Raw genomic sequence first — 25,880 nt, 5'->3', positions numbered from 1 at the left:
CGGTGGGTGGAGACTATGAGTCGCCCCCGCGAGTGTCAAGAGCGTGAGAGGACCACCGTCGCACATGGGTTCTGAGAACTTCGCAGGCGATCCGGCATGGGCCGGGATCGACATCGGCACGCAGGGAGTGCGGGTGACGATCGTGGACGACAGTGGCGTGCCGCTCGCCACGGGATCGGCCCCGCTGTACAGCTCGCGCGGGCCGGGGCGCCGCCACGAGCAGGACCCGGAGAACTGGTGGCGGGCCACGCTCGCCGCGTGCGCGCAGGCGACGGCCACGGTCGACGCGCGCCGGATCCGCGCGCTCGCGGTGTGCAGCACCTCCGGCACGGTCCTGCTGGCCGACACCGCCCTGCGGCCGGTCTCGCCCGCGCTGATGTACGACGACGCCCGGGGCGCCCCACATGTCGAGCGGGTGACCGAGGCGGGGCGCCGGGTGTGGGACGAGCTGAGCGTGCGCACCCAGGCGTCGTGGGCGCTGCCCAAGCTGCTCTGGCTGGCCGAGCACCACGGGCTGCCCTCGGGCGCCAGGCTGATGCACTCCGCCGACTTCGTGGTCTCCCGGCTGGCGGGTGAGCTCGTCGCCACCGACTCCAGCCACGCGCTGAAGAGCGGCTACGACTCCCTGGCCGAGCGCTGGCCCGAGGAGGTGCTGAGCCGCCTCGGCCTGCCCGTCTCCATGTTCGGGCCCGTGGTGCGGCCGGGCAGCCCGATCGGCCAGGTCGGGGTGGCGGCGGCGGAGCTCACCGGCCTGCCGGCCGGGTGCCTGATCGTCGCGGGCATGACCGACGGGTGCGCGGGGCAGATCGCGGCGGGGGCGCTCACGCTCGGGCAGGGGGTGTCGGTGCTCGGCACGACGCTGGTGCTGAAGGGGGTCAGCGAGCGGCTGCTGCACGACCCGCAGGGCGCCGTCTACAGCCACCGGCACCCCGACGGCGGCTGGCTCCCCGGCGGGGCGTCCAACATCGGGGCGGGGGTGCTCACGGCCGCCTTCCCCGGGCGCGACCTGGCGGAGCTCGACGCCCGCGCGGCCGGCTACGAGCCCTCGGGCGAGATCGTCTACCCGCTCACGGCCAGGGGCGAGCGGTTCCCGTTCTACCGGCCGGACGCCGAGCCGGTCACCGTGGGGCGAGCGGGGAGCGAGGAGGAGCACTACGCCGCGCTGCTCCAGGGCGTCGCGTACGGCGAGCGCCTCGGCCTCGCCGCGCTGGCGCTGCTCGGCGCGCCGGTCACCGGCACGCTGGCGCTCACCGGCGGCGCCACGCGCAGCCGCTACTGGTGCCAGCTCCGCGCCGACGTCCTCGGGATGACCGTGGAGATCCCGAGATACCCGCAGGCGTCGGTCGGCATGGCCGTGCTCGCGGCCTCGGCGGGCGGGTCGCTGAGCGGCACGGCGGGCCGCATGGTGCCGCCGGGGGAGCGGATGCGCCCGAGGCCCGACCGCGCGGAGCGGTTCGACAAGAGCTTCCGGCGCCTCGTCGAGGCGCTGGCGGAACGCGATTACCTGACTTCGGAACTCGCTGAGAAGGCGGTGGCATGACGACGATCTTCCTGGCCAGGCACGGCCGTACGGCCTGGAGCGTGGCGGGGCTGTACACGGGCGTGAGCGACGTGGAGCTCGACGAGAAGGGGCTGCGCCAGGCGGGGATGCTCGCCTCCTGGGCGGCGAAGGCCGAGCTCGGGGAGGTGGTCTCCTCGCCGCTGGTGCGCGCGGTGAGCACGGCCTCCGGGGCGGCGGAGGCCGCCGGGGTGCGCCCGCGCATCGATCCGCGCCTGCGCGAGGTCGACTTCGGCCAGGCAGAGGGGCGGCGGCGCTCCGACCTCGACCCCGAGGTGGTCAGGCGCTTCGAGGCCGATCCCGCGGCCCACCCGTTCCCGGGCGGGGAGGACCCGGTCGCCGCCGCGGTACGGGTCACCGGATGCCTGGCGGAGCTGGCCGGGCGCGGCTCGGGCAGGATCCTGGTGGTCGCGCACAACACCATCCTGCGGCTCGCGCTCTGCCGGCTGCTGGGCATACCGCTGGCCGACTACCGCAGGCGGCTGCCCCGGATCGAGCACGGGTCGGTGACCGAGCTGGGCTTCGGGGCGGAAGGCGCCGCACTCCGTAGTCTCAACGTGCCCTTGAGTGGTTAAGATGCGTGATCCACGAAGTCTTGGAGCGCGAGCGGTGAACTCCCGTCAGCACACGGCCACAGGGGCGACCCGCCGGCAGGCGATGGCCGAGCACATCATGCGGCAGGGCTCGGCCTCGGTCACCGAGCTGGCGGAGACCTTCGCCGTCAGCGTCATGACGGTGCACCGCGACCTGGACGAGCTGGAGCGCCAGGGCATGGTCCGCAAGTTCCGCGGCGGCGCCACCGCGCAGGCGTCCACGGTCTTCGAGAGCAACATCGTCTACCGGCTCACCGCCCACCAGGCGGAGAAGGAGGCGATCGCCAGGCACGTCGCCGGGCTCGTCGAGCCGGGCAACTCCATCATGCTCGACGACTCCACCACCGCCCTGGCGGTCGCCCGCCACCTCGGGGAGGTCACCCCGCTCACGGTCGTCACCAACTTCCTGGAGGCGATCAAGCTGCTCACCGGGGTCCCCGGCGTCCGGCTGATGGCACTCGGCGGCGAGTACCACCCAACACACGACTCCTTCCTCGGGGTGGCGTGCGTGGACGCGGTCGAGGCGATGAACACCGACCTGGTGATCGTGTCGACCTCGGCGGTCTCCGACCGCTACGCCTTCCACCAGGAGCAGGAGATCGTCCTGGTGAAGCGCGCGATGCTCAACTCCGGCACCCGGCGCATCCTCGCGATCGACCACAGCAAGCTCGGCAGGGTGGCGCTGCACAGGGTCGCCCCGCTCGACCTGTTCGACACGATCGTCGTCGACTCCCTGGCGCCCGCCGAGGCCATCGACCGGCTGCGCGAGCGGCATCTCAACGTCCAGGTGGCAGAGATATAACAGGTCGCCTGTTAATTTTCACAGGCCTCCGGTAGCGTTTCCCGACATGTCAGGACTTAATGTGCTGGTGGCCGGCGACCACTTCATCCGGCCCCACGCCGTCTCCGAGGCGCTTAAGACCGCCCTGGGCGACCGCGTCTCGGTCACCGAGCTGGCCGGCCCCTGGCCCATCGAGCCGTTCGGCGAGGTGGGCGAGGTCACCGAGGCCTCCGGGGACGAGGACGAGCTGATCGCCGCGCTGCGCGGCGCGGAGGTCGCGATCACCCAGATGGCCCCGTTCACCGAGCGGGTCCTGGCCGCCGCCCCCGGCTTGCGGCTGCTCGTCGTCACCCGGGGCGGGCCGGTCAACGTCAACCTGGAGCAGGCGGCGGCGCGCGGTGTCGCGGTCTCCTGCACTCCCGGGCGCAACGCCCCGGCGGCGGCCGAGCTCGCCGTCGCGCTGACGCTCGCCGTCCTGCGCCGGCTGAACGACGTGCACGCCACCATGGCCGTGGGCCAGTGGCGCTCCGACCTGTACGCCTACGACCGCTGCGGCGGCGAGCTGGACGGCACCGAGGTCGGGGTCGTCGGGTTCGGCGCCATCGGCAGGCGCGTCGCCACCGTGTTCCAGGCGCTCGGCGCCAAGGTGCTCGTGGCCGACCCGTTCGCCGCGGCCGTGCCCGAGGGCATGGCCCTGGTCGGCCTGCGTGAGCTGCTGTCGCGGTCGCGGGTGGTCAGCCTGCACGCGCGGCTGGCCCCCAGTACGCGCGGCATGATCGGCGCGGCCGAGCTGGCCCTGATGCCCGAGGGCGCCGTGCTGGTCAACACCGCGCGCGGCGCGCTGGTGGACACCGGCGCGCTGACCTCCGCGCTCGCGTCCGGCCACCTCGGCGGCGCGGGCCTGGACGTGTACGACCCCGAGCCGCTCCCCGCCGATCACCCGCTGAGAGGCCTGCCGAACGTCCTGCTCGTCCCCCACCTGGCCGGGGCTACCCGCCAGACGGCCGACCGGGCGATCGGCATGGCCGTCCAGGAGGTGGTCCGCTGGACCCGCGGTGAGCCCCTCGCCTACGAGGTGACCAGGTGATCGTCGGAGTCGACGTCGGCACCTCCGTCACCAAGGCCGTCGCCTTCACGCTCGACGGCGAGGTCACCGCCGTCGCGACCCGCCCCACGGTCCTCCGCCATCCCGCGTCCGGGCAGGTCGAGCAGGACGCCGAGCAGGTGTTCCGGTCGGTCGAGGGCGTCCTCGCGAACCTCGCCGTCGAGGGGCCGCTGGCGATGGGGATCACCGGCCAGGGGGACGGGCTGTGGCCGCTGGACGCCGCCGGGAGGCCCGCCGCGCCCGCCATCTCCTGGATGGACGGCCGCGCGGCCGGCTTCGTGGACGCGTGGATGGCGGACGGCACCTTCGAGACGCTGTTCCGCCGCACCGGCAACGCGCCCTTCCCGGGGGCGGGCGCGCCGCTGCTGGCCTGGCTCGACCGGTTCAGGCCCGGCCTGCTCGACCGCACGGCCACCGTCGCGCGCTGCAAGGACATGGTCATGCAGCGGCTCACCGGGGTGCGCGTGACCGACATGTCGGACGCCTCCAACCTGTTCACGGACCCCCGCACGGGACGGAGGGATCTCGCGCTGCTGGATGTGTGCGGACTCGGCCACCGGGCCGGCCTGCTGCCCCCCATAGCCGATTCCGGGCCCGCGACTCCAGGGCCGCCCGTCGGCGAGCTGCTCGCCCCGGTCGGCGGCCTGCCACCGGGCCTGCCGGTCTCCGCCGGACCGTACGACCTGCCGGCCTGCGCGGCCGGGGCGGGTGTGGCCGGGCCGGGGGAGGGCCTGCTCATCATCGGCACCACGCTGGCCTGCCAGGTCCACGTGGACCGGCTCGACCTCGGCGGGGAGCCCGCGGGCCAGACCCTGCTGTACGGCGGGTCCGGCGGGCCGGGCGGATGGCTTCGCGCCATGCCCGCGATGACCGGCACGGCCGCGCTCGACTGGGTGCTCCGCCTGGTCGGGGCGGGCCACGACGAGCTGGACGGGCTGCTCGCGGCAAGCCCGCCGGGGGCGCACGGCGTGCGGTTCCTGCCCTTCCTGTCCGCGGGAGGCGAGCGGGCGCCGTTCGTGGACCCCGGCGTGCGCGGGCGTCTCGACGGGCTGGAGCTGGCCAGGAGCAGGGCGGACGTCGTCAGGGCCGCGTGCGAGGGCCTGGCCTTCGCGGCCAGGCACTGCTTCGAGGCGGCGGGGCTCACCGGCGAGGTCGCCGTGTGCGGGGGAGGAACGGCCTCCGAGGCCTGGCTCCAGATCTTCGCCGACGCGCTCGGCCGGCCGCTGCGGCTGGCCAGGGGCCCGGAGGTGGGGGCGCGGGGCGCGGCGCTGGTGGCGGCCCGGCGGTTCGGCCTCACGCTGGACGAGGCCGCCTGGACGCGGGGCACCCGATGGTACGAGCCGCGCCACGACCGCGAGGACGGCTACCACCGCTACCTGGCCGACGTCGCCGCGCTCCGCGCCATGTGATTGCCCGTGCACAATTTAAAGTTAGGTCTTGTTAAAAACACATAAATCTTGATAAAAAGTGTGAGCTGCAGCAGATCGACTCCCGCCCATCCCCCCTCTGGGAGACCCATGGACGACGATCGGCGGCTCGCCGACACGCTCGGCGGCACGTCTCGCCGCGACTTCTTCGGCTTCACCGGTGCCGCGCTGGCACTGGCCTTCACCACCCGCCTGGCCGACCCGTGGACGCCTCGCTCCACGCCCGCCCGGTCGGCGGACTACCCCTTCCAGCTCGGCGTCGCGTCGGGCGACCCGCTGCCCGACGGCGTCATGCTCTGGACCCGCCTGGCCTCCCGGCCGCTCGAACCCCTCGGCGGCATGCCCTACGGCAGGCTGAAGGTCGAGTGGGAGCTGGCCGAGGACGAGGCGTTCACCCGCCGAGTCCGCCGCGGCTCCACATGGGCCACCCCCGAGTACGGGCACTCGGTGCACGTCGACGTGCGCGGCCTCAAGCCCGCCCGGGAGTACTTCTACCGCTTCCGCTCCGGCACGGAGGTCAGCCCCGTCGGCCGTACCAAGACGGCGCCGGAGGCGGAGGCGAACCCCGGCCACCTGCTCATGGCGTTCGCCTCGTGCGCGTCCTGGCAGGACGGCTTCTACACCGCCTACCGCCACCTCGCCGCCGAGAGCCCCGACGTGGTGTTCCACCTGGGCGACTACATCTACGAGTACGGCATCGTCCAGTCGGGCGGCAACCGGGCCACCCCGGTGCCCGACCAGTTCCGGGTTCAGTGCGACACCCTCGACCGCTACCGCATCCAGTACGGCCTCTACAAGAGCGACCCGGACCTGCAGGCGGCCCACCAGGCCGCTCCGTGGATCGTCACCTGGGACGACCACGAGGTGCTCGACAACTGGGCGGGGCGCTACGGCCCCGGCGGCGAGGTCACCGAGCAGGACTTCCTCGTCATCAGGGCCAACGCCTTCCGCGCCTACTGGGAGAACCTGCCGATCCGGCTGCCGGAGACGCCGCAGGGTCCGGACGTGCGGATCTACCGCCGCTTCCGCTTCGGCAGGCTCGCCGAGTTCAACGTCCTCGACACGCGCCAGTACCGCGACGACCAGGTCTGCGGCGACGGCCAGCAGGTCGACTGCCTGCCGCGGCTCGACCCCGCACGCACGATGCTCGGCGACGCGCAGGAGAAGTGGCTGCTGGACGGGCTGGGGAGGTCGCGCGCCAGGTGGAACGTGCTCGCCCAGCAGATCGCGATGTGCCAGCTCGACTACGACCCGGGGCCCGCGCAGAAGCTCAGCATGGATCTGTGGGACGGCTACAAGGCCGCCAAGGACCGGGTGCTCACCGGGATCGCCCAGCGGCGGGTGAGCAACCCCGTCGTGCTCGCGGGCGACCTTCACAACAACTTCGCCGGTGAGCTGAAGGCCGACTTCAACGACCCGTCCTCCGCGACGCTCGGCGTGGAGTTCGTCGGCACGTCGGTCACCAGCGGCGGCAACGGCAACGCCGCGACCGGCCTGCCGGCGGGCGGCCGTGACCCGGTCAACCAGCACATCAGGTTCTCCAGCTACCAGCGGGGCTACGTCACCTGCGACATCACGCCCGGCCAGTGGCGGACCGACTTCAAGGTGGTCCCGTACGTGGACCGGCCGGACGCCCCGGTGTCGACGCGGGGCAGCCTCGTCGCCCTCGACGGCGTCCCCGGCCTGAACACTCCGTGAAAGGGGGCTCCGTGAAGGCGAAGTCTGTGAAGGGAAAAGCGACCATGCGCCGTCCACGTCTCGCCGCCGCGACGGCGGCCGCCACGCTGGGCCTGCTCACCGGGCCCGCCGCCGCCGCGGCAGGAGAGGGCGATCCCGGGCCCGCGGTGCGCTCACCGGAACCCGCGCTCGGGACGTCCGCCCAGGGGCCCGTCCTGCGCGTCCGCCCTGGGCAGCCGGACGGGCGCGGCGGGCTGGTGCCCGTCTCCGGCGCGTCGTCGCTGGTCGCTCCGCTGGGGGTGGACCCGGCCTGTCCCGCGAAGATCGAGCTCGGGGCGCGCAACGAGTCGCGCAAGGCCGTCTACGCCGACCTGTTCGTCGAGGCGTCCCCGCCGCTCACCGCCTCCCGTCCGATGATCTCCAGCTACCTGCCCGCGGGGTACGAGCTGGGCGCCAAGGTGCTGGTCGGGGTCCCGCCCGGCACCCCCGCCGGCCAGTACGGCCTGAGCCTGAAGGCGGGCGGCCGGGAGCTGAAGGTGCCGGTCTCCGTCGTGTCGGTGGACGACCTCGACAACGGGGGGAACCTCGCGCTCAGACGGCCCGTCACGGCGTCGTCTCAGCACACCAACGCCAACTACCCGGCATGCAGCGTCGTCGACGGCGACCGGGGCTCCAACGGGTGGGCGGGAGGCAACGGCTGGAACGACGCCACCTCGAAGAAGTGGCCCGACACCGTGGACGTCGACCTCGGCGGGGCGCGGCCGGTGTCCCGCGTGGACCTCTACACGCTGAACACCGAGCGCTACCCCGCCGCCTCGGTCGGCCTGCGCGACTGGGACGTGCAGGCCAGGGTGGGCGGGGCCTGGCAGACCGTCGCCCAGGTGCGCGGCAACACCGGCGGGGTCGTCCGCTCCGACTTCGCGGCCGTCACCGCCGACGCCGTCCGAATCAACGCGCTCGCGTCGAACGGCGCCAACGACTACACCCGGATCATCGAGGTCGAGGTGTACGGCCCCTAGGCGTGGAGTGAGGCAGGTCAGGTGAGCGCGGGCTCCTCTATGAGGGCGACGCGGACGGCCGACGGGTCGCCGCCGGAGAGGGGCACCGCGAAGACCGCGGTCCGCCCGTGGGCCGCGTAGACCACGAACCGCAGGCCGTCCTCGTCCCAAACGTCCTGGACGTCCGAGGTCAGCCGCGCGGACGCCGAGCAGTACGCGGGACTGCCGTAGAGCAGGCGCAGGGTGACCTCCAGCGGGACGTCCTTCGGTGACACCACGGCGAGCGGCCTGCGCAGCCGTACGAGGAGGCGGCGCAGGGGCGTCAGCCAGTGGCGGTCCAGCTCGGCCGAGAGCGCCAGCAGGGCGGCGGCCTCCGCCAGGCCCACGACCGCGAGCGGCGCGTCCAGCGGGTACGGGCCCGCCCAGATCGCCGCGACGCTCATGGCGAGCAGCAGTCCGGCCCGGCCGAAGCCGCGCCAGTTGACCGGGCGGGCGTGCGCGCCCAGGCAGCCGCATGACGACGCGGGCGCGGCCAGGCGGGAGTAGGTGAGGTAGAGGAGGAATCCGGCGGAGACCCCCGTGGCGGCCAGGCCCGCGAGCGGCGAGGGCGGAAGCAGCAGCAACGCCGCCGCCACCGCGAGCTCCAGCACCGCGACGAGCCGGAGCGCCGGGACCGCGCGCGCCGAGCCGACCAGGCGGGCCAGGGCGGTCCGCCCCGCCTGCGCCCGCGTCCGCCGGCTGAGCAGTTTCATCAGGGCGGCCCAGAGCAGGAAGGGGCCGATCACGTACGGCTGCAGTGCGGCGATCCCGTGCATCTGCGGCTCCTAGTGGGGGGAGAAGACGGTGGCGATGTCGACTTCGTTGGTGTCCGGCCGCCAGGCGCCCAGGACCTGCACGTGCTGGCCCACCCGCAGCTGCGACAGGTCGGCGGAGGGCGGCGCGTCGGAGTAGACGGCGACCGACTTGCCGGCCACGAGATGGCAGAGGATCTGCTTCCCGTTGTGGTCGAGGTGGACCTTCTCACTGGTGATGTTCTGGATGTGGCCCTTGACGTTGACGATGTTGAACCACACCGACTCGGCGGCGAGCACGCCGTCCGGCATGCGAACGCCCCGGGCGTAGAGGCCGTCACCCGGCTTGGCCTGGTCGAAGGCGACGGGCCCCAGCTTCCACAGGCTCGTGCCGTCGACGACCCTGATGCGATGGAACACCCAGTTCGACCCGAGGACGAACAGTGTGTTGTCCTTGATGGAGCGGATCCGGCCCTCGGCGAAGTTCGGGTCGGGCGTGCCGGGCTCGACCTCGGGCGCCGCGTGGGCGAAGGCCGCCTCAGGGCCGAGCGACCCGAGCGCGGTGGCGGCGATGACGCCGGCCCCGCCGCCGAGCACGGCGGACTTGAGCAGTTGTCTCCTGCTGGTCATCGGACGCCTCCTAGGGGACCGAGATCTCGCACGGCCGCAGGCCGGTCGAAAGGCTGGCGATCCGGCTGTAGGCGGCCGGGGTGAGGTCGATCAGCCGGTTGCTGGCGCAGGTCGCGCCGCAGCAGCTGCGCTCGCCGCAGAACAGGTCGGTCTGCGGGCCGCAGTCGGCGATGGTGGTGACGACGCTGGTGCCGCTGCACAGGGCCGTGGTCCTGTGGCTGAACCCGCAGGTCCTCCGGGACATCGAGACGCCGCAGCTGTCGGGCCGGGTGATGGCCCAGCAGGCGTCGGAGGTGTTGGGCCAGGCGTGTTGCAGGCTTCCTGAGTTGCAGGTGCCGCAGGCTCCCTTGCCGGTGGTGCTGCACGGGCCCCAGGCCGCGCCGCAGCAGAACCAGGAGACCTCTCCTTGGACGGGTCCGAGTAAGTCGACGGGTGGGTCGGTGGACTGGCTGCGCGCCATGCGCGTTCTCCTTGGGGGGTGAGGTGGGGGGTGAGGTCCGGAGTTCCCCGATCTGGTGGGGCAGTTGGTATGAAATTTCCTGACTTTTCCCATGAATAACATGTAATGAAATTTCGTCAATGCCCAAACTTGGGACGCTTCGACCCCTGCAGGGCGACCAGGGAACAGGGACGCGCGCCCGGCGGGTACGAGGGGACACACGCCGGGCGGGTACGAAGGGACGTGCGCCCGGCGCCCTCGGGGGGCTGCTCCGCGTGGCCGGGGTGTCGCGGTGCCATCGCGGCGGGGGAATGGCAACATAACTGTTCGGCTGGTATTCACCCCGTTCCACCGGAGGGGTAGGTCATTCCCGATTTAGCCTGACATGGCTTACCACCCCCCGTACGAAGGGCAGTCATGGCCGTTTCCGCCGGCAAGGCACGCTCCCGCAGGGTGCTCCTCTCGATCGCGTCCGCCTTCGGCCTCACCGCCGGCCTGGGCCTGTGGTCAGGCACAGGGACGAGCTCCGCGGCCTCCGTGCCGTCGCCGAGCCACGTGGTCGTCGTCGTCATGGAGAACCACGCCTACTCGCAGGTCATCGGCAGCTCCAGCGCCCCCTACATCAACTCGCTGAAGACCGGCGGCGCCAACCTCACCCAGTTCTACGCCGAGACCCACCCCAGCCAGCCCAACTACTACGCCATGTTCTCCGGAGCCACCCAGGGCATCACCGGCGACGGCTGCGTCACGATCGGCTTCAGCTCCGCCGCGAACCTCGGCTCCGAGCTGATCGCGGCGGGGAAGACCTGGGCGAGCTACAACGAGGGCCTGCCCAGCCAGGGCTCCACGGCCTGCACCAGCAGCAGCGGGAAGTACGCGCAGAAGCACAACCCCTGGTTCGGGTTCCGCAACGTGCCCACCTCCACGGCCTACACGATGGCGCAGTTCCCGACGGACTACACCAAGCTGCCGACGGTCTCCTTCGTGGTGCCGAACCTCTGCAACGACATGCACGACTGCTCGGTGTCGACCGGCGACGGCTGGGTGAAGAGCAAGCTCGGCGCGTACGCGACCTGGGCGAAGTCCAACAACAGCCTCCTCGTGGTCACCTTCGACGAGGACGACAGGCTCAGCGGCAACCGCATCGCGGCCGTCGTCTACGGCCAGCCCGTCATCCCGGGCAGCACGTCCGCCACCACCTACAACCACTACAACCTGCTCCGGACCCTTGAGGACATGGCCGGCCTGACCGCGCACGCGGGCAACGCCGCCTCGGCCTCGGACATCACCGGAATCTGGAGCTGAGCTTGTACCTGGCTGAACGCGGCCCGGCCCCCGGCGCCACGTCCGAGGACGCGCCCCCACCCCGGGCCGGTCGGGCCGTTCAGCCGGGCCGGGCCGCCAGGGCGATGCAAGGGGCCGAGGCCCGATGACGACCCGGGCGCGCCTGGTCACGCTGCTGGTCGCGGTGGCGCTGCTGGCATCCCTCGCCTTCGCCTCGGTGTGGCACGCGGCGCGGCGGGCGGGGGAGCGCGACCGGGCACGGCCGGGCGGCCCGAGCGTCGCCCCCGGCGCCGTCACCCTCGACGGCGAGGGGCGGATGATCTTCCGCAACATGGCGTGGGGGGCGCACCGGGACGAGCTGGTCTCCGTGGCGGCCGCGGACCCGGGAGGGGCGCGCACCTCGGCCCCGATCCGCTGCCTGCGCTTCCACGCGGCGGCCGGCACCGGGGTCTGCCTGCGCAAGGTGGACGGCCCCATGCAGGAGACCTACTTCGCGTCGGTCCTCGACGCCCGGCTGCGGACGCTGCGCGACTACCCGATCGCGGGCATCCCGTCCCGCACGCGGGTCTCGCCGTCCGGGCACCTGGTCGCCTGGACGGTGTTCGTGGGCGGGGACTCCTACGCCGGGAGTGACTTCTCCACCCGCACCTCGATCGTCGACACCCGGACCTGGACGCCGACGCCGACCCTGGAGGCCTACGCGATCGTCAAGGACGGCAGGCCGTACCACGCCTCTGACGCGAACTTCTGGGGCGTCACCTTCGCCGACGACGGGCACTTCTACGCGACCCTCGCCACCAAGGGCGAGACCTACCTCGTGCGCGGCGACATCGCCGCCCGCACGGTCACCACGCTGCGTCCCAACGTCGAGTGCCCGTCGCTCTCGCCCGACGGTACGCGCCTGGTCTTCAAGAAGCGGGTGCCCGGTCTCAGCCCGGACGAGCCCTGGCGGCTGTACGCGCTGGAGCTGCGCACCATGCGCGAGACGCCGCTGGCCGAGCCGCGCAGCGTCGACGACCAGGTGGTCTGGGCGGGCGACCACACCGTGATGTACGCCCTGGCGGGCGACTTCGGCGCCGACCTGTGGTCGGTGCCCGCCGACGGGACGGGCGCGTCCAGGCGGGTGGCCCTCGCCGCGCTCAACCCGGCCTTCGTCGGCTGAGGCCGGCCGGAGCCCGGCGGGCGAGCAGGCGCGCGCGGTCCGGCCAGCGCACGGCGTACGCCCAGCCCGCCCGCTCGAACCAGCGGATCAGCCGGGCGCTCGGGTCGAGCTGCCCTCTGAGCACGCCGTGGCGGGCGCACGTCGGCTCGACGTGATGCCAGTTGTGCCAGCCCTCGCCGAGGGTCAGCAACGCCACCCACCGGACGTTGGACGAGCGGTCCCTGGTCATGAAGGGCCGCTCGCCGAAGGTGTGGGCGACGGAGTTCACCGACCAGGTCACATGGTGCACCACGGCGTAGCGGACCAGGCCGCCCCAGAACAGGGCGGTCCACATGCCCGCCCACGACATCGCCCACAGTCCTCCCGCCGCCGCCGGTAGCAGGAAGGACAGCACCGCGACGGCCGGATAGGCGGAGTCGAACCGCCGGACGTCCGGATCGGCCATCAGGTCGGGCACCCAGTGCTCGCGGCTGGAGCGCCGGCGCGCGGTGAAGAACCACCCGACATGGGCGTGCGCCATGCCCCGCAGCAGGGCGGGGCCGCTGTCGCCGTAGCGCCACGGCGAGTGCGGATCGCCGGGCCGGTCGGCGTACTTGTGGTGGCGGCGGTGCTCGGCCGTCCACAGCGTGACCGGGCCTTCGAGCGCCATGCCGCCGGCCAGCATGAGCGCGACGCGCAGCGGCCTGCGGCACTTGAACGCCCGGTGGGTGAAGTGCCGGTGGTAGCCGATCGCGATGCCGAAGATGCTGATCAGGTACATGACGACGGCGATGACCACGTCGCGCGGGCCGACGCCCCACCCCCAGGCGGCGGGCACGGCCATGGCCAGGATCAGCACCGGCAGGACGACCAGGGCGATGAGGTAGGCGGTGCGGCGCCCGGCCGTGACCGCCACCGTCTCGGCCGTGCCTCGCTCCGGATGGGCCGGCGGGAAGGCCGACATGGTCATGCTCGCTCCCTGCGGTCGTCGGGTCACGTCTGGTGCGCGGTGCGGCCACCCATTCAACGGCCGGACGGCCGGGCGGCGGGAGTTGCCTGGAAGTGACGCATCAATCACGTACGGCAGGCAAGGGAACGCAATCTGTAGCTATTCTAGGGTCGATGTGACTCGGCGTTCCATCGCGAATACGCAAAGTGGCGGTCTCGGCCGGGTCGCGGGTCCGGTGGCGGTTCACACGTGAGACGGAGGGTCCTACGGCATGGGTGCTGTCGATCAGGCGACCGCGGGCGACCATCTGGAGCGGTACGACGCGGCCATGGCCCGCGATCCGATGTCCGCGTTCGCCCTCGTACGGGAGTGGATGCGCACCGACTGGCGCGCCTTCTTCGCGGTGCTGCGCGAGCAGAGGCCCATCTTCGTCACCCCGGCCTTCACCGTCGTGACCCGGTTCGCCGACGTCACCGAGGTGCTCTCCCGGGAGGAGGTCTTCTCGGTACGGGCGTTCGGGCCGCGCCTGGACGCCGCGCTGGGCGGTCCGTTCATGCTCGCCAGGGACGCGACCCCGATGAACTGGCGCGAGAAGGGCCTGATGCAGGTCATGCTCCCTCACGAGGACGCCGTGCGCCTGCGCGGGCTGGCCGGGCGCCTCGCGGACGAGGCCCTGGACGCCGCGTCGGGGCGAGGGCGCGTCGAAGCCGTCGGCGAACTGTTCCGGCACGTCGCCCTGCGCGTGTGCGCCGAGTACTTCGGCCTGCCCGGGCCCACTCCCGAGACCCTGTCGAGGTGGACCAGGGCCATGGTCACCGACGGCTTCGCCAACTACCAGGGCGACCCCGAGATCCGGGCCGCGTCGGTCCTCGCGGGCGAGGAGATGATGGACTACCTGCGCGGGCTGCTCGCCGAACGCCGCGCCGCCCTCGACGCGGGGCGGGTGCCGCCACCCGAGGACGTCTTCTCGCGCCTCATCCGCACGACGCTTCCCGCCGAACTCGACGCCGGCGACGAGCGCATGCTGATCAACATGGCGGGGCTGCCCCTGGGGTTCCTGGAGAGCGGGCCAGGAGCCATGGTGGAGGCGGTCGAGCAGATCATGATCCGCCCCCACGTGCTGGCGCAGGCCGTGGAGGCCGCCGCCGACCCCGATCCGGCCCGGTTCGACGGCCATGTCTGGGAGGCGCTGCGGTTCAGCCCGTTCTTCAAGCTGCTTCCCCGCGTGTGCGAGCGCGACCACGTGCTCGCCGCCGGCACCCCGCGCCGCACGGTCGTCCCCGCGGGCACGTTCGTGCTCGCCGCCCCTGCCTCGGCCATGTTCGACGCCGACGCGGTGGAGGAGCCCGAGGAGTTCCGCCTCGACCGTCCGGGGCACGTCCGGCTGTTCTTCGGCCACGGCCACCACGCCTGCCTCGGAGTGCACCCCGCGAGGGCCGTCATCTGCGAGGTGGTGCGCCGCCTGCTCCGGCGCCCCGGCGTGCGCCTGCTCACGCCGCCGGACGGCGCGGTGGTCCGCGCCCACGGCATCTTCCCCGACCGGTTCGTCCTCGGGCTCGGCCCGCAGGGGAAGGGAGAGTGACGGTGGAGCCCAGCACGGCCAGAAGCATCGCGACCGACGGCGCCGCCAACCGTCTCAGGTTCCTGGCCCTGACGCGCGGACGCCCGTTGTGGGATCTCGCGCAGCGCGTCCAGCCCGTGCGGCGGCGCCTCAACGCCTCGTTGATCGACCACGCGGTGCGCGAGATGCCGCCACGGCCCGAGCCGCTGAGCACCATGGCCGACTACACCTCGTGGGCCTCGCTGACCGATCGCACGTTCAGCGGGCGTCACGTGCCCCCGGTCGCGGGGGCCGGCGGCGGGCGGCCCACGCCGGAGCGCGCCGCCGACCTGTTCACCCGCGGCGACACCATGATCCCGTGTCCCCGGTCGACCGTGCTGTTCGCGTACTTCGCCCAGTGGTTCACCGACGGTTTCCTGCGCGGCGACACCAACGTCCCGAGGGACCCGCGCAAGAACAGCTCGAACCACCACATCGACCTGAACCAGCTCTACGGGCTCGACGCCAGAGCCACCGCCGCCCTGCGCACCTTCGAGGGCGGGCTGCTCAAGAGCCAGACGCTCGACGGCGCCGAGTTCCCTCCCTACCTCTGCGAGAACGGCGCCATCAAGCCGGAGTTCTCCGCGCTGAGCGTGATCCGCTTCGCCGAGCTCACCGTCGCGCGGCGCGACACGCTGTTCGCCACCGGCAGCGACCGGGGCAACATCCAGATCGGCTTCACCATGCTCACCGTGCTGTTCCTTCGCGAGCACAACAGGGTGGCGCGCCTCCTGGCCCGCCACTATCCGCGCTGGGACGACGAGCGGCTGTTCCAGACCACCCGCAACATCCTCATCGTGCTGCTGATCAAGCTGGTGGTCGAGGAGTACATCAACCACATCACCCCGTACCACTTCCGCTTCACTCTCGACCCTCGGCTGTCCACCATGCTGGCCCGTGCTCCCTGGCACCGCGAGAACTGGGCCTCGGCGGAGTTCAACCTGGTGTACCGCTGGCACAGCCTGATCCCCTCCACCCTGTGCGTGGGCGGCAGGGAGCTGCCGATGGCGGACACCCTGGCCGGCGGAGCGCTGATCCCCGGTCCCGGTCTCGGCCGGCTGTTCGAGGAGGCGTCCCTGCAACGGGCCGGTCGCATCGGCCTGTTCAACACCGACCCCGTGCTGCGTGAGGTCGACATCGCCAGCGTCGCCGAGTCGCGCGCGCTGAACCTCGCCCCCTACAACAGCTACCGCGAGCACTGCCGCTTCCCCCGCGTGCGCCGCTTCGAGCAGGTCTCCGGCGACGCGCGGGTGAGCGAGGCGCTCCGCGAGCTGTACCGAGGGGTGGACGACCTTGATCTGTACGTCGGCCTGTTCGCCGAGGAGCCGGGGGACGCCAACGCCATGCTGCCGCCGCTCCTCACGAAGATCATCGCCATCGACGCCTTCTCGCAGGCGCTGACCAATCCGCTGCTGGCCTCCCGGGTGTTCACCACCGCGACCTTCTCCCCGTACGGCATGAAGATCATCGCCACCACGCGCACGCTGTCCGACGTGCTCCACCGCAACGTCCCCGAGGACCCTCGGCCGCGCTTCGTGAGCCTGACCAGGCGGGAGGAGCGGTGAGCGACTGCGGCGCCCCGGCGGCGAAGCCGCTGCGCACGGCGGCCCGCGAGCTGGCCGAGATCGGGGCGGCGATCCAGGAGACCTCCGCCCACGCCACGGCGGCGCTCGCCGACGGCGCCGTGCTCGGCGCGCTGTGGCGCGCCCCGGCCGAGGGCTACCGCGCGCAGCGTGCCCTGCTGCGCGCGGTGACCGATCGCCGAGGGCTCGGGTACGCGGTCGCGGGCGGCCGGCTGGGCGGGCTCGCGGCCAGGGCGGGCGGCATGGTCGGCGCCGAGAGCCTGGCCGTGCTCATCCTGGCGACCTCGCTGCGGCTCCGCATCGCCGCCGTCACCGAGGACCACCCCGAGCTGGCCGGCGACCCTCTGATGGGCAGGCTCATCGAGGCGGTCGGCGCCGCACGCGACATCCAGTCGCTCAGGGCGCTGCGCGCCCTGCTGAAGGACCGCGGCGCGGTGCGCACCCTCAGCGGGCTCGCCCCGGTCTTCGGCGAGGTTCTCGCCCTGCGGGCCCTGCTGGACGAGAACCCCCTCAACGACACCGCCGCGTGGCTGATCGCGACCGGGGGAGGGTACGCCACCGCCGATCCCATAACCGGCATGAGCAACAGGGCCATAGCGGTGCTCGACACCGGGGAGGGGGCCGCCCGGCGCGTGGAGCTGGACGCCTCCGAGGCCGCGCGGCTGACCTCCCACGGGTCGCTGCTCGGCTTCCTGCGCAACATCGGCGTCGTCGGCACGACCGGGCGCATGCTGATCCAGAGCCTCACCGGCCCGGACGGGGTGGTGCGCCACGTCGTCCAGGTGCCCGGCATGAGGCCGGGGCGGCCCGACAACGACACCCCGCAGGATCTTCTCGGCGCCTTCAGCAGCGCCGTGCTCGACAGCGGGCCCTACAGCCGCGCGCTGGTCAAGGCCATCGACGACTCCGGCATCCCGAGCGGAGCCGAGATCGCCCTGATCGGGCACAGCGCCGGCGGCGCGGCCATCATGAACCTCGCGCAGGACCCGGCGTTCTGCGCCCGTTACACCGTCACCCACGCCGTGGCCATCGGGTCGCCGGTCGACTTCAAGAGACCCGCCGACCCGCGCACCTGGGTGGCCAGCGTCACCAACCAGCACGACATCATCCCCACCCTCGACGGGCAGGGCGCGGGCGGCTGCTTCGACCTGCACCCCGGCTGGTACGTCGTGGACTACTCCGACGCGACCCACCTGTTCCCGATCTGCCACAGCATCGAGCACTACACCGCCAACATCGCCGACGACCTGCCCGAGGCCCGCGACCGCATCGACCAGGCTCTCACCCCCTACCGGGGACCGGTCACCCGCTCACAGGCCTACCTCCTGTTCGACCATGTCCCCTATCCCGAGGGCTTTCCCTTCCTCACCGTGCCCACCTACCGGGCCGCCACGCCGGACGGGGAGATCGAGCTGCCGATCAGATGCCAGGACGGAGCCGCCCTCACGGCGTACTTCGCGGTGGATCCCGGTGCGGCGGCGGCCCTGCTGGAGGGCACCGGGCTCGGGCCCGCCGTCCAGGTCGCGGGGCGCGCCCTGGTCGCCGTCCACGCGTCATCCAACCGGCGCACCAGCATCGGGGCCTACCGCGAGGTGAGCCTCGGCATCGTCGTGCACGACCCGTGGCGGGCCACGTCGCTCAGGGTGTGGCCCGACCTGTTCAGGAGGGCACGCCGCCGGCGCTCCGGCAGTGGGCTGCTCGGCTCCGTGGTGGACACCGAGGCGGTGTCGGCCGTGCCACCGGAGGTCTGGGGGTGCGAGCCGGCTCTGGCCGACCTTCGGATCGAGCTCACCGCGAGGTCCTTCCGCATCGCGGCGGGCGGTCCGGACGGCGGGTTCCTGTCCTTCCGTGGCCGGCTGGGCCCGGGAATCCCGGTGAGGGCCCCCGATCTGGTCGGCTATTCGCGCCACGAGGGCACCACGCTGCGGTCGTGCGTCGAGACCCGGGGCCGGGGCCGGGTGCATCCGGCGCCACGGGGCCGCCTGGTCGTCGGGCAGGCGGCTCACCCCATGGCCGGGCACCTGCGGGCGCTGGGCCTCGACGGCGCCCGCCCGCTGCTGTGCCTGTCCGCCCTCGCCAACCAGACGCTGCGGGGCGCCGGTGTCCCGGTGCGCACCACCTGACCGAAGGAGCATTCCGGATGCCCGCCGTTCCAGAAGCGATCGCCGTCCACGCCGGGGTCCTGCGGTCCGACGCCCTCGTGCTCGCCGACTGCGCCGAACGTCTGCGCGACATCGAGGCCCGGCTGGAGGCCGAAGGCGCCGCGCCCGCGTGGCTGAGGGAGACCGTGAACGCCCACGTCGCCGCCTGCCTCACGGCCTCCGCCGATCTGGCCGAGGCGGCGACGCGACTGGACGTCTACGCCGACCGCACCCGCCGCTGACCCGCCCGCGCGGCTCGGACGGACGCTTCCCGGCATCCGGCCACTCGGGCGCGGGGCCCGTCAGCGGCGGACGAGGGTGTTGTGGAAGGACCTGACGAGCCACTGGCCCGACTGCTTGACGACGATGCTGGTGTTCCAGGAGAGGGTGTTCGGGTGGCAGGTCCGCTCCGAACCGAAGAACACGCAGCCCTTCCTGATGATGAAGGCCGTCGAGGGGTTCAGCAGGTGGATCTTCTCTTCGACGGTGTGGATGCGGCTGTTCTTGAGCTGGTTGCCGAGGTAGCGCTGGAACTTGGTCCCGATCTCGTCGCGGGTGCGCAGGTGATCGCCCGTGACGTTCACGAAGTCGGCGTCCGCGGTGTACGTCGCGGCGTACGCCTTGCCGTTGCCTCGGGCCCAGGCGTCGGCCTGCTGCTGCCAGAGCCGGGCCAGAGCGGCGAGCTCGGTGTCGTAGGGAACCGCCGGCCGCGAGCCGGCCGGTGCCGAGCGCGCGTGGCTCGCCGGCGTCGTGGTCCCGGTGGGTGTGACGGCGGCGCTCAGCGCCAGACCGAGCCCGCCCGCGAGAGCCAGGCCGATCGTTCTCCTCGCGTATCGATGAATGCCCATCTGTGCCCCGTTCGAAGATGGTGAGGGAGGCGTTTCCCCTGTGACTCGGGCCGTGTGGCGGCTCGCGGTCAGTCTCTGGAGAATTTCCTGAACGACGGGAGCGGCGCGTTCTGCTGCCGCATGAGGGTGTTGTGGAATGACGTGACCATCCAGCGGCCCGAATACTTGACGGCGAGGCTGGTGTTGATCGATCGCGTGTCCGGGCGGCAGGCCTTCTCGGCGCCGTAAAGCACGCAGTCCTTCCGGAGGATGATCGCCATCGTGGGAGACACGAAGCGCACCTCTTCCTCCATTCGGAGGATATGAGTGTTCTTGAGGTGATTATTAAAGTAGTACTGGATTCTCGTGGCTATCGAGTCACGGGTGTGGAAGTGCTCGCCCCTGATGTTGATCAGGTCGGCATCGGTGGTGTAACTCCTGGCGTACGCTCCGGCGTCCCCCCGGGCCCAGGCGTCCGCCTGCTGCTCCCAGATGCGGCGCAGAGCCGCGCGGTCTGTGTCGGTCTGGTCCTTCCGCGGCACCCCTGATACGGCCGGTGCCGCCGCGTCCACGGCCGGCGTCGTGGCCTCCCGCGGCGTGGCGGCGCCGATCAGCGCCATCCCGAGCCCGCCGATGAGAGCCAGGCGGATACTTCTCACCTTGCATCGATGAATGTCCATCCATGCCCCCGTTTGAAGTCCGTGCGTAAACCTATAAGCGGTTCACCTTCCTTAAGGGCGGCGTCGTGCGAGTCCTCTACCGGTATTCCCCTATGTGTCCGATTTAGTACATCAGGTGGGATATGCCCTATCGCTCGGTGCACGGAAGGGGCCGAAATGAACCATGTCCCGGGAGGTGTGGCGCCACCCTGGCGAGGAGAGCATCTCTAGCGAGCCTCCGTTGCCGGGGGCGGGGGCCGCGACAATGCGGCAAGGGGGGATGACCTATGCGGATAGCTGTACTTGGGATGGGTCACATGGGCCGCGCGGTGGCCGGCCGGCTGCTCGCGCAGGGGTACGACGTGGCGGTCTGGAACCGTACGCCCGGCAGGGCCGCCGAGGTCACCGGCGCCGGGGCGGCCGAGGCGTCCTCGCCGGCGGAGGCCGCGAGGGGCGCGGAGGCGGTGCTGATGTCGCTGGCCGACGACCGCGCCGTCCTCGACGTCATGGAGGGGCTGACCGGGCTCGACGCCGATCCCGACGGGCCGATCGTGGTCGACATGAGCACCGTCTCCCCGGAGACCTCCCGCAGGCTTCGCGACATGGTCCCCGGGCGGCGCTTCCTGGCGGCGCCGATCATCGGAGCGCCGCAGACCGTCTTCGCGAACATGGCCTCCAGCCTGGTCGGCGGCGACCGCAGGCTCCTGGACCGGCTGGAGCCCGTCTGGTCGCGGGTCTTCTCCGTCCACTGGTACTGCGGCGAGGACCCCGGGAGCGCGACGGCCTTCAAGCTGCTCAACAACTTCCTGCTGATGTCAGGAGTCGCCGCGGTCGCCGAGGTCGTGGCCACGGCCGAGGCCGCCGCGCTGGACATGAAGCTGCTGCGCGAGGTGCTCTACCAGTGGCCCACCATCCCGCCCGCGATCCTCAACCGCGTCGACGACGTCATCGCCGGTGAGCACAAGGGGTGGTTCCCCACCCGGCTCGGCGCCAAGGACGTGCGGCTGCTCAACGAGCTCGCGGAGTCGAACGGGCTCTCGCTGCCCATCGCCCGTGTGGTCGAGCGGCGCTACGAGCAGGCGGGAGAGCGCGGCTGGACCGAGGCCGACATCGCCGCCGTCGTGGAGGTGGTCCGCGCGGAACGCCGCCAGGAACCGGGCGTCCCCACAGCGGCGCCGGGCCGGGCATGAACGGGAGGCGGCACCCGGTCATGACCGGGGACACCACCGCCAGGCCGGCGACGGCGCTGGTCACCGGTGCGAACCAGGGCATCGGACGCGAGATCGTCGCGCAGCTCGCGGAGCTGGGCATGACCGTGCTGCTGGCCGCCAGGGACCCGCGCCGCGGTGAGGAGGCGGCCGCGGAGCTGCGATCGGACAAGGCCGACGTGCGGGCGATCCAGCTCGACGTCACCGACCGCGCGTCCGTCATGGCGGCCGCGCGGCACGTCGGCGATCACTTCGGCGTGCTCGACGTCCTGGTCAACAACGCGGGGATCCTCGGCGACCTGCCCGGGCAGGATCCCGGCGGCGCCGAGGTGGACGTCGTCAGGGAGGTGTTCGAGACCAACGTCTTCGGTGTCATCAGCGTGACGACCGCGATGATCCCTCTGCTGCTGCGCTCGGCGGCGGGACGCGTCGTCAACGTCACCAGCGGCCTCGGCTCGCTCACGCTGATGTCCGACCCGGACGGCCACTTCGCCCGGCGGCCACCCTCGCTGGCCTACGTGCCGTCCAAGACCGCGCTCAACTCGCTGACCGTCCAGTACGCCAAGGCGCTTAGCGAGCACGGCATCCTGGTAAACGCGGCGGACCCCGGCCCGTGCGCGACCGCCTTCACCAGGGCCGTCCCCGGCCTAACCCGCACCGCCGCCGAGGGAGCCGCGGTCGCGGTGCGGCTCGCCACCCTCGGCCCGGACGGCCCGACCGGCGGCTGCTTCGGCGAGGGAGGCCCGCTTCCCTGGTGAGCCGAGCCGCCGGCCCGCCCCGCCATGGAGGCGGGACGGGCCGGCGCGGGTTCAGGCCACTACGGGGTGGCCTTGTCGGGACGTTCGGAGATGCGGATGGCGTTGACGATGGGATCGCCGACCCGCTCGGCGAACCGCACGTTGAGCTGGCCGTCGGTGACCTTCACCGTGTACTGCCGGTTGACGGCGGTGTACGTGCCGGCCTCCAGGGCCAGGTCCAGCGCGGGGATCGCGAGCTGGCCCTCGACGATGACGTCGAAGACGCGCTTGCCCTCGCGCACGTTGCGCGTCTCGGCGAAGCCCAGCTCGACGGTGTACGTGCCGTTGGGCACCTGGTCGAACCGGTACTCCAGCATCTTCTCGCGGGCATGCTTGAACAGCTCCTGCTCGGTGGTGCCCTGGATCGGCTTGCTGCTCGTGCTGGTGCTCGTACTCGTGCCCACGTAGCCCGACCCGCCCGCGACGTACTTGCGGTCGGCGGTCCAGCGGTCGCCGGCGGCGTCGAGGAGGTCCTTGGTGGCGCCCACGTCGATGGCCACCTGGTGCTTGGGCACCACGACGGTCACGAGGACCTCGATCTGCGGGTTCCTGCCGCTCGCCGAGCGCACCAGCAGCCTGCCGGTGCGCACGGTGCCCGGCTGCACGCCCGCGCTGGAGGCGGTGACCTTCAGCGTCACCGACTTGCCCGTGGCCAGATCGCCACCGGCGGGTGTCACGGCCAGCCAGCTCTGCGCGGGATCGGTCACGACGGTGTAGGCCGTGGCCGTGCCCAGGTTGGACAGCTCGACCGTGCCCGTCCTGGTGGACCCGGCCGGCATCACCAGGGTCAGCTCGCCGACCGAGGCCGTCACGCGGCCGGTGGCCAGGGCGGTGTCGACGCGGGTCACGGCCCCGGCGGTGATCGTGACCTCCTGGCTGAAGGTCCCGTAGTCGGCCTTGGAGACCTGGACCGTGTAGTCGCCCACGAGGATCTGCCCGAGGAACGTGCCGTCCTCCCCGGTGGTGTAGGTCGCCACCTCGCCGACCTTCACCGTCGCGCCCGGCACCGGCCTGCCGTCGTTGGCGTCGGTGACCGTGCCCCTCAGCAGCCCGTGCCGGCTCGCGGCGAAGGTCAGGCTCTGGCCGTCGGTCAGAGCGGCGCTGTTGTAGGAGTACTGCAGCGCGTCGGTGCCCCCCGCGTTCTCGACGCCGATCGTGGCGCTGGTGCCGGAGGCGCGCTCGTTGGTGACGCCCCGGTAGCGGTACCCGATGGAGCCGTCCTCGCCGAGCAGCGCCGAGAACGAGATGCGCTGGCTCGCGTCGGAGTAGAACCGGGCGCCGCGCCATTCGACGACGAAGGTGCGCTTGGGCGCGGTCCCGATGGTGGCGGTGTAGACGCCGGACTGGTCGTCCAGCACCAGGTCGTCCCAGTAGGGGTAGACCGCCCCGTTGGGCGCGGCGGTGGAGGGCAGGGACGTGTTGTTCGCCGTGGTGCTGGAGGCGGTGAAGCTCAGGAACCCGTTGCTGCTGATCCACCCGCCGGTGTAGCCGGTGCCGTAGAAGGGGAAGGTGAACGGCAGCGTGATCGGCTGGGCCGCGTCGTCTCCGGTGAGCGCCTGCTTGGCGGTGCCCGCGACGTAGGTCTCCGAGCCGGACGTGCAGGTGTAGCCGAAGGTGTCGGCGCGGCGCGGGAGTTCGATGTCCTTGGTCAGGTCGCCGTTCACGGTGATCGGCACGGTGAGGCCGCCCGCGCACCGGGACAGCGGCGTCGTCTTCAGGTCGTAGGCGCCGTTCGGCAGGGTGAGCCGGTAGTGGCCCGCGGTGTCGGTGACCGCGCTGACCGGGGTGCCCACCGCGGCGACCGTGGCGCCCACCTCGGGCGCGCCCCCGGCCGTGACCGTTCCCGACACCGTGCCCGAGGGTCGCGGCGCCATCGTCACGTCCTCGGTGGCCGTCTGGTCGGCCACGACGGTGACGGTCGCGGTGGCGTCGTCGTACCCGAACTTCTGGGCGGTGAGCCGGTAGTCGCCCTCCAGCAGGCGGGGCAGCGCGTACGTCCCGTCCTGCGCGGTGGTGATCGTACGGCTCAGCGGACCGGTGACGGTGAGGGTGGCGCCGGCGACCGGCGAGCCCGCCGCGGTGACCGTTCCCTTCAGGCCGCCGAGCGCCCCGGCCGGCGCGGCCTGGACCGCCGCGAGGGCGTCGAGCCTTCCCTCGCCCCAGACGTTGTTGTCGGCGGCCGTGCCGCCGCAGCGGGTGTCGTCGACGTCGATGGCGGTACGGTCGAGCAGCGCCCTGGTGCCGGCGATGTCGCCCTGCAGGGCGGGGGAGGCCGACCACATCAGCGCCACCGTGGCCGCGAGGTGCGGGCTGGCCATCGACGTGCCGGAGAAGCTGTCGTAACCGCCGGGAATGGACGAGCGGACGTTGACGCCGGGCGCCGCGAGGTTGGGCTTGATCTCGCCGTTCTCGCCGGAGCCCCGGGTGGAGAAGCTGGCTATGGCGTTGTTGACGTCGAACGCGCCCGCGCTGTAGCTGGAGATGTACTGGCCGGGGGAGCCGCTGGAGTTGCAGCCCGCGTTGGTGACGTTGCCGTTGGCGAAGGCGGGGAAGATGCCCGCCGCGACCCACGCCTCGACGATCTCCTTGTACCAGGGGTCGAAGCCCGCGCCGCCCCAGGAGTTGTTGACGATGTCGGGCGCCAGGTCGGGGCGCGGGTTGCGGCCGTTCAGGTCGGTGGGGGCGAGCATCCACTGGCCGGCGGCGAGCAGGGAGGCGTCGGTGCAGCTGTTGGTCTCGCACCCCTTGGCGGCGATCCACTTCGCGCCGGGCGCCACGCCGATGGTGTTGGCGCCGCCGTCGCTTCCCACCATGGTGCCCATGGTGTGGGTGCCGTGGTCGTTGTTGTCGCACGGCGCGGCGCTCGGGCACACGCCCGCGGGGTCGAACCAGTTGTAGTTGTGGTCGAGGGTCCCGTCGGCGTTCCTGCCGCGATACTGGGCGGCCAGCGCGGGGTGGTCGAACTGCACGCCGCTGTCGATGCTGGCGACCACGATGCCCTCGCCGCGCACGCCGAGCTCGTTCCACACCTTGGGCGCGTTGACGCGGTCGATGTTCCACTCGGTCGCCTGGACCTTCGCGACCGCCTTGCCGGGCAGCGGCTCGGGCAGCTTGGTGACGCGGGTGGGCTCGATGCGCTCCACCTCGGGCAGCTTCGCGATCTCCGAGGCCAGCTTGGCGCCGCCGGTCACCTGGACGGCGTTGGCGATCCAGAACGGGGTGAAGTCGGCGCGCTCGGCGGTGAGGAGCGCGCGCAGGCCCGCCTGGGACGAGGCGGCCAGCTCGGTCTTGGCCCGGAAGACCTGCTCGGCCTTCTCGGTCTTGGTCTTCGCCCGGCGGGCCGAGCTGAGGTCGGCGTCGCTCTTCAGGCGGACCCAGAAGGTGGCCTTGTCGTCCGCCGCCAGCTTCGCGAGGACGGTTTTGTCGATCTTGTCCGGGTCGGGCGCGGCCTGGGCCACTCCCTGGGGTAACAAGAGGGTGAGAGCCGTGAGGGTCCCGATCAGGACCGCTCGCAGTCGTCGTGGGGCGATGGACACACGATCTCCTTCACGCCGGGCGGGGGTTTCCCGCCGGGGAAAGTGACGTGGGCGGCGCGACGTGATCTTTACCGCCCACGTGGAGAATCGTGAATCGATCATGTCGACTTTTCAAGGACTTGACTCGCCGAAATGCGATTTGTCATAAAAATTAAC

General features: G+C 72.1%; 22 protein-coding genes. 15 read left to right on the top strand and 7 right to left on the bottom strand.

Features of this window, described 5'->3' with window-relative positions:
* Nucleotides 1-64 precede the first annotated feature (64 nt).
* From ACOZ38_RS23420 to ACOZ38_RS23390, 7 genes are all read left to right on the top strand, one after another.
* Nucleotides 65-1,540 (top strand): FGGY-family carbohydrate kinase, encoded by a 1,476-nt coding sequence (locus ACOZ38_RS23420; RefSeq protein ID WP_424533310.1) that lies wholly within the window; start codon nucleotides 65-67, stop codon nucleotides 1,538-1,540.
* Entirely contained in the window at nucleotides 1,537-2,133 is a 597-nt protein-coding gene (locus ACOZ38_RS23415) for a histidine phosphatase family protein (RefSeq protein ID WP_424533309.1), read from the top strand. Before ACOZ38_RS23420 ends, ACOZ38_RS23415 begins: the two co-directional genes overlap by 4 nt.
* Before the next feature lie 34 nt (nucleotides 2,134-2,167).
* Nucleotides 2,168-2,953 (top strand): DeoR/GlpR family DNA-binding transcription regulator, encoded by a 786-nt coding sequence (locus ACOZ38_RS23410; RefSeq protein ID WP_424533308.1) that lies wholly within the window; start codon nucleotides 2,168-2,170, stop codon nucleotides 2,951-2,953.
* A 46-nt stretch (nucleotides 2,954-2,999) separates the two neighbouring features.
* A complete protein-coding gene (locus ACOZ38_RS23405) occupies nucleotides 3,000-4,019 on the top strand; it encodes a 2-hydroxyacid dehydrogenase (protein WP_424533307.1) in 1,020 nt (339 codons plus the stop codon).
* Complete coding sequence (locus tag ACOZ38_RS23400; protein WP_424533306.1) at nucleotides 4,016-5,446, top strand: FGGY family carbohydrate kinase; 1,431 nt, start codon at nucleotides 4,016-4,018, stop codon at nucleotides 5,444-5,446. Before ACOZ38_RS23405 ends, ACOZ38_RS23400 begins: the two co-directional genes overlap by 4 nt.
* 108 nt (nucleotides 5,447-5,554) lie before the next feature.
* Nucleotides 5,555-7,162: an alkaline phosphatase D family protein gene (locus ACOZ38_RS23395; RefSeq protein WP_424533305.1), complete on the top strand. Its 1,608-nt coding sequence runs from the start codon at nucleotides 5,555-5,557 to the stop codon at nucleotides 7,160-7,162.
* 44 nt (nucleotides 7,163-7,206) lie between these two features.
* Nucleotides 7,207-8,160: a discoidin domain-containing protein gene (locus ACOZ38_RS23390; RefSeq protein WP_424533304.1), complete on the top strand. Its 954-nt coding sequence runs from the start codon at nucleotides 7,207-7,209 to the stop codon at nucleotides 8,158-8,160.
* 17 nt (nucleotides 8,161-8,177) lie between these two features.
* Here ACOZ38_RS23390 and ACOZ38_RS23385 read toward each other — a convergent pair whose 3' ends face one another.
* From ACOZ38_RS23385 to ACOZ38_RS23375, 3 genes are read right to left on the bottom strand one after another with little or no spacing between them, the layout of a single operon-like run.
* Complete coding sequence (locus ACOZ38_RS23385) at nucleotides 8,178-8,954, bottom strand: MauE/DoxX family redox-associated membrane protein (RefSeq protein WP_424533303.1); 777 nt, start codon at nucleotides 8,952-8,954, stop codon at nucleotides 8,178-8,180.
* 9 nt (nucleotides 8,955-8,963) lie between these two features.
* Complete coding sequence (locus tag ACOZ38_RS23380; RefSeq protein WP_424533302.1) at nucleotides 8,964-9,560, bottom strand: cell wall protein; 597 nt, start codon at nucleotides 9,558-9,560, stop codon at nucleotides 8,964-8,966.
* Between the two features lie 10 nt (nucleotides 9,561-9,570).
* The gene (locus ACOZ38_RS23375) at nucleotides 9,571-10,020 is read right to left on the bottom strand and encodes a hypothetical protein (RefSeq protein ID WP_405150126.1); all 450 of its coding nucleotides are present in this window, start codon (nucleotides 10,018-10,020) and stop codon (nucleotides 9,571-9,573) included.
* Nucleotides 10,021-10,416: 396 nt separating this feature from the next.
* Between ACOZ38_RS23375 and ACOZ38_RS23370 the strand changes: the two genes are divergently transcribed.
* Both ACOZ38_RS23370 and ACOZ38_RS23365 read left to right on the top strand, forming a co-directional pair.
* Nucleotides 10,417-11,304 carry an alkaline phosphatase family protein gene (locus ACOZ38_RS23370; RefSeq protein WP_405150124.1) on the top strand — a complete coding sequence of 296 codons (888 nt, stop codon included), beginning with the start codon at nucleotides 10,417-10,419 and terminating at the stop codon, nucleotides 11,302-11,304.
* Nucleotides 11,305-11,428: 124 nt separating this feature from the next.
* The gene (locus ACOZ38_RS23365; protein ID WP_424533301.1) at nucleotides 11,429-12,445 is read left to right on the top strand and encodes a hypothetical protein; all 1,017 of its coding nucleotides are present in this window, start codon (nucleotides 11,429-11,431) and stop codon (nucleotides 12,443-12,445) included.
* On the opposite strand, the gene ACOZ38_RS23360 is transcribed toward ACOZ38_RS23365, so the two are convergent.
* Nucleotides 12,423-13,394, bottom strand: coding sequence for an acyl-CoA desaturase (locus ACOZ38_RS23360; protein WP_424533300.1), 972 nt, complete (start codon nucleotides 13,392-13,394; stop codon nucleotides 12,423-12,425). The genes ACOZ38_RS23365 and ACOZ38_RS23360 overlap by 23 nt on opposite strands.
* Nucleotides 13,395-13,644: 250 nt before the next feature.
* On the opposite strand from ACOZ38_RS23360, the gene ACOZ38_RS23355 reads away from it, so the two are divergent.
* The 4 genes from ACOZ38_RS23355 to ACOZ38_RS23340 are packed head-to-tail and all read left to right on the top strand — an operon-like array spanning nucleotide 13,645 to nucleotide 18,939.
* The gene (locus ACOZ38_RS23355) at nucleotides 13,645-14,955 is read left to right on the top strand and encodes a cytochrome P450 (RefSeq protein ID WP_424533299.1); all 1,311 of its coding nucleotides are present in this window, start codon (nucleotides 13,645-13,647) and stop codon (nucleotides 14,953-14,955) included.
* 2 nt (nucleotides 14,956-14,957) lie between these two features.
* Nucleotides 14,958-16,538 (top strand): peroxidase family protein, encoded by a 1,581-nt coding sequence (locus ACOZ38_RS23350; protein ID WP_424533298.1) that lies wholly within the window; start codon nucleotides 14,958-14,960, stop codon nucleotides 16,536-16,538.
* Nucleotides 16,535-18,679 carry a hypothetical protein gene (locus ACOZ38_RS23345; protein ID WP_424533297.1) on the top strand — a complete coding sequence of 715 codons (2,145 nt, stop codon included), beginning with the start codon at nucleotides 16,535-16,537 and terminating at the stop codon, nucleotides 18,677-18,679. Before ACOZ38_RS23350 ends, ACOZ38_RS23345 begins: the two co-directional genes overlap by 4 nt.
* 17 nt (nucleotides 18,680-18,696) lie before the next feature.
* The gene (locus tag ACOZ38_RS23340) at nucleotides 18,697-18,939 is read left to right on the top strand and encodes a hypothetical protein (RefSeq protein ID WP_424533296.1); all 243 of its coding nucleotides are present in this window, start codon (nucleotides 18,697-18,699) and stop codon (nucleotides 18,937-18,939) included.
* 60 nt (nucleotides 18,940-18,999) lie between these two features.
* Here the strand turns inward: ACOZ38_RS23340 and ACOZ38_RS23335 are convergent, their stop codons facing one another.
* Both ACOZ38_RS23335 and ACOZ38_RS23330 read right to left on the bottom strand, forming a co-directional pair.
* Nucleotides 19,000-19,545 (bottom strand): SgcJ/EcaC family oxidoreductase, encoded by a 546-nt coding sequence (locus tag ACOZ38_RS23335; protein ID WP_424533295.1) that lies wholly within the window; start codon nucleotides 19,543-19,545, stop codon nucleotides 19,000-19,002.
* 68 nt (nucleotides 19,546-19,613) lie between these two features.
* The gene (locus ACOZ38_RS23330) at nucleotides 19,614-20,183 is read right to left on the bottom strand and encodes an SgcJ/EcaC family oxidoreductase (RefSeq protein ID WP_424533294.1); all 570 of its coding nucleotides are present in this window, start codon (nucleotides 20,181-20,183) and stop codon (nucleotides 19,614-19,616) included.
* A 287-nt stretch (nucleotides 20,184-20,470) separates the two neighbouring features.
* Here ACOZ38_RS23330 and ACOZ38_RS23325 point away from each other — a divergent pair, with 287 nt between their 5' ends.
* Together ACOZ38_RS23325 and ACOZ38_RS23320 are read left to right on the top strand one after the other, a co-directional pair.
* Entirely contained in the window at nucleotides 20,471-21,373 is a 903-nt protein-coding gene (locus ACOZ38_RS23325) for an NAD(P)-dependent oxidoreductase (RefSeq protein WP_424533293.1), read from the top strand.
* A gap of 20 nt (nucleotides 21,374-21,393) precedes the next feature.
* Nucleotides 21,394-22,149: an SDR family oxidoreductase gene (locus tag ACOZ38_RS23320; protein WP_424533292.1), complete on the top strand. Its 756-nt coding sequence runs from the start codon at nucleotides 21,394-21,396 to the stop codon at nucleotides 22,147-22,149.
* A 59-nt stretch (nucleotides 22,150-22,208) separates the two neighbouring features.
* Here the strand turns inward: ACOZ38_RS23320 and ACOZ38_RS23315 are convergent, their stop codons facing one another.
* Nucleotides 22,209-25,724, bottom strand: a complete 3,516-nt coding sequence (locus ACOZ38_RS23315; protein WP_424533291.1) for a S8 family serine peptidase — start codon at nucleotides 25,722-25,724, stop codon at nucleotides 22,209-22,211.
* Nucleotides 25,725-25,880: the final 156 nt, after the last annotated feature.

Source organism: Sphaerisporangium viridialbum, from assembly GCF_049674955.1.
GTDB classification, from domain to species: domain Bacteria; phylum Actinomycetota; class Actinomycetes; order Streptosporangiales; family Streptosporangiaceae; genus Sphaerisporangium; species Sphaerisporangium viridialbum.
Note: the sequence above shows the minus strand (reverse complement) of the source record. Positions and strands in the feature narration are given on the sequence as shown.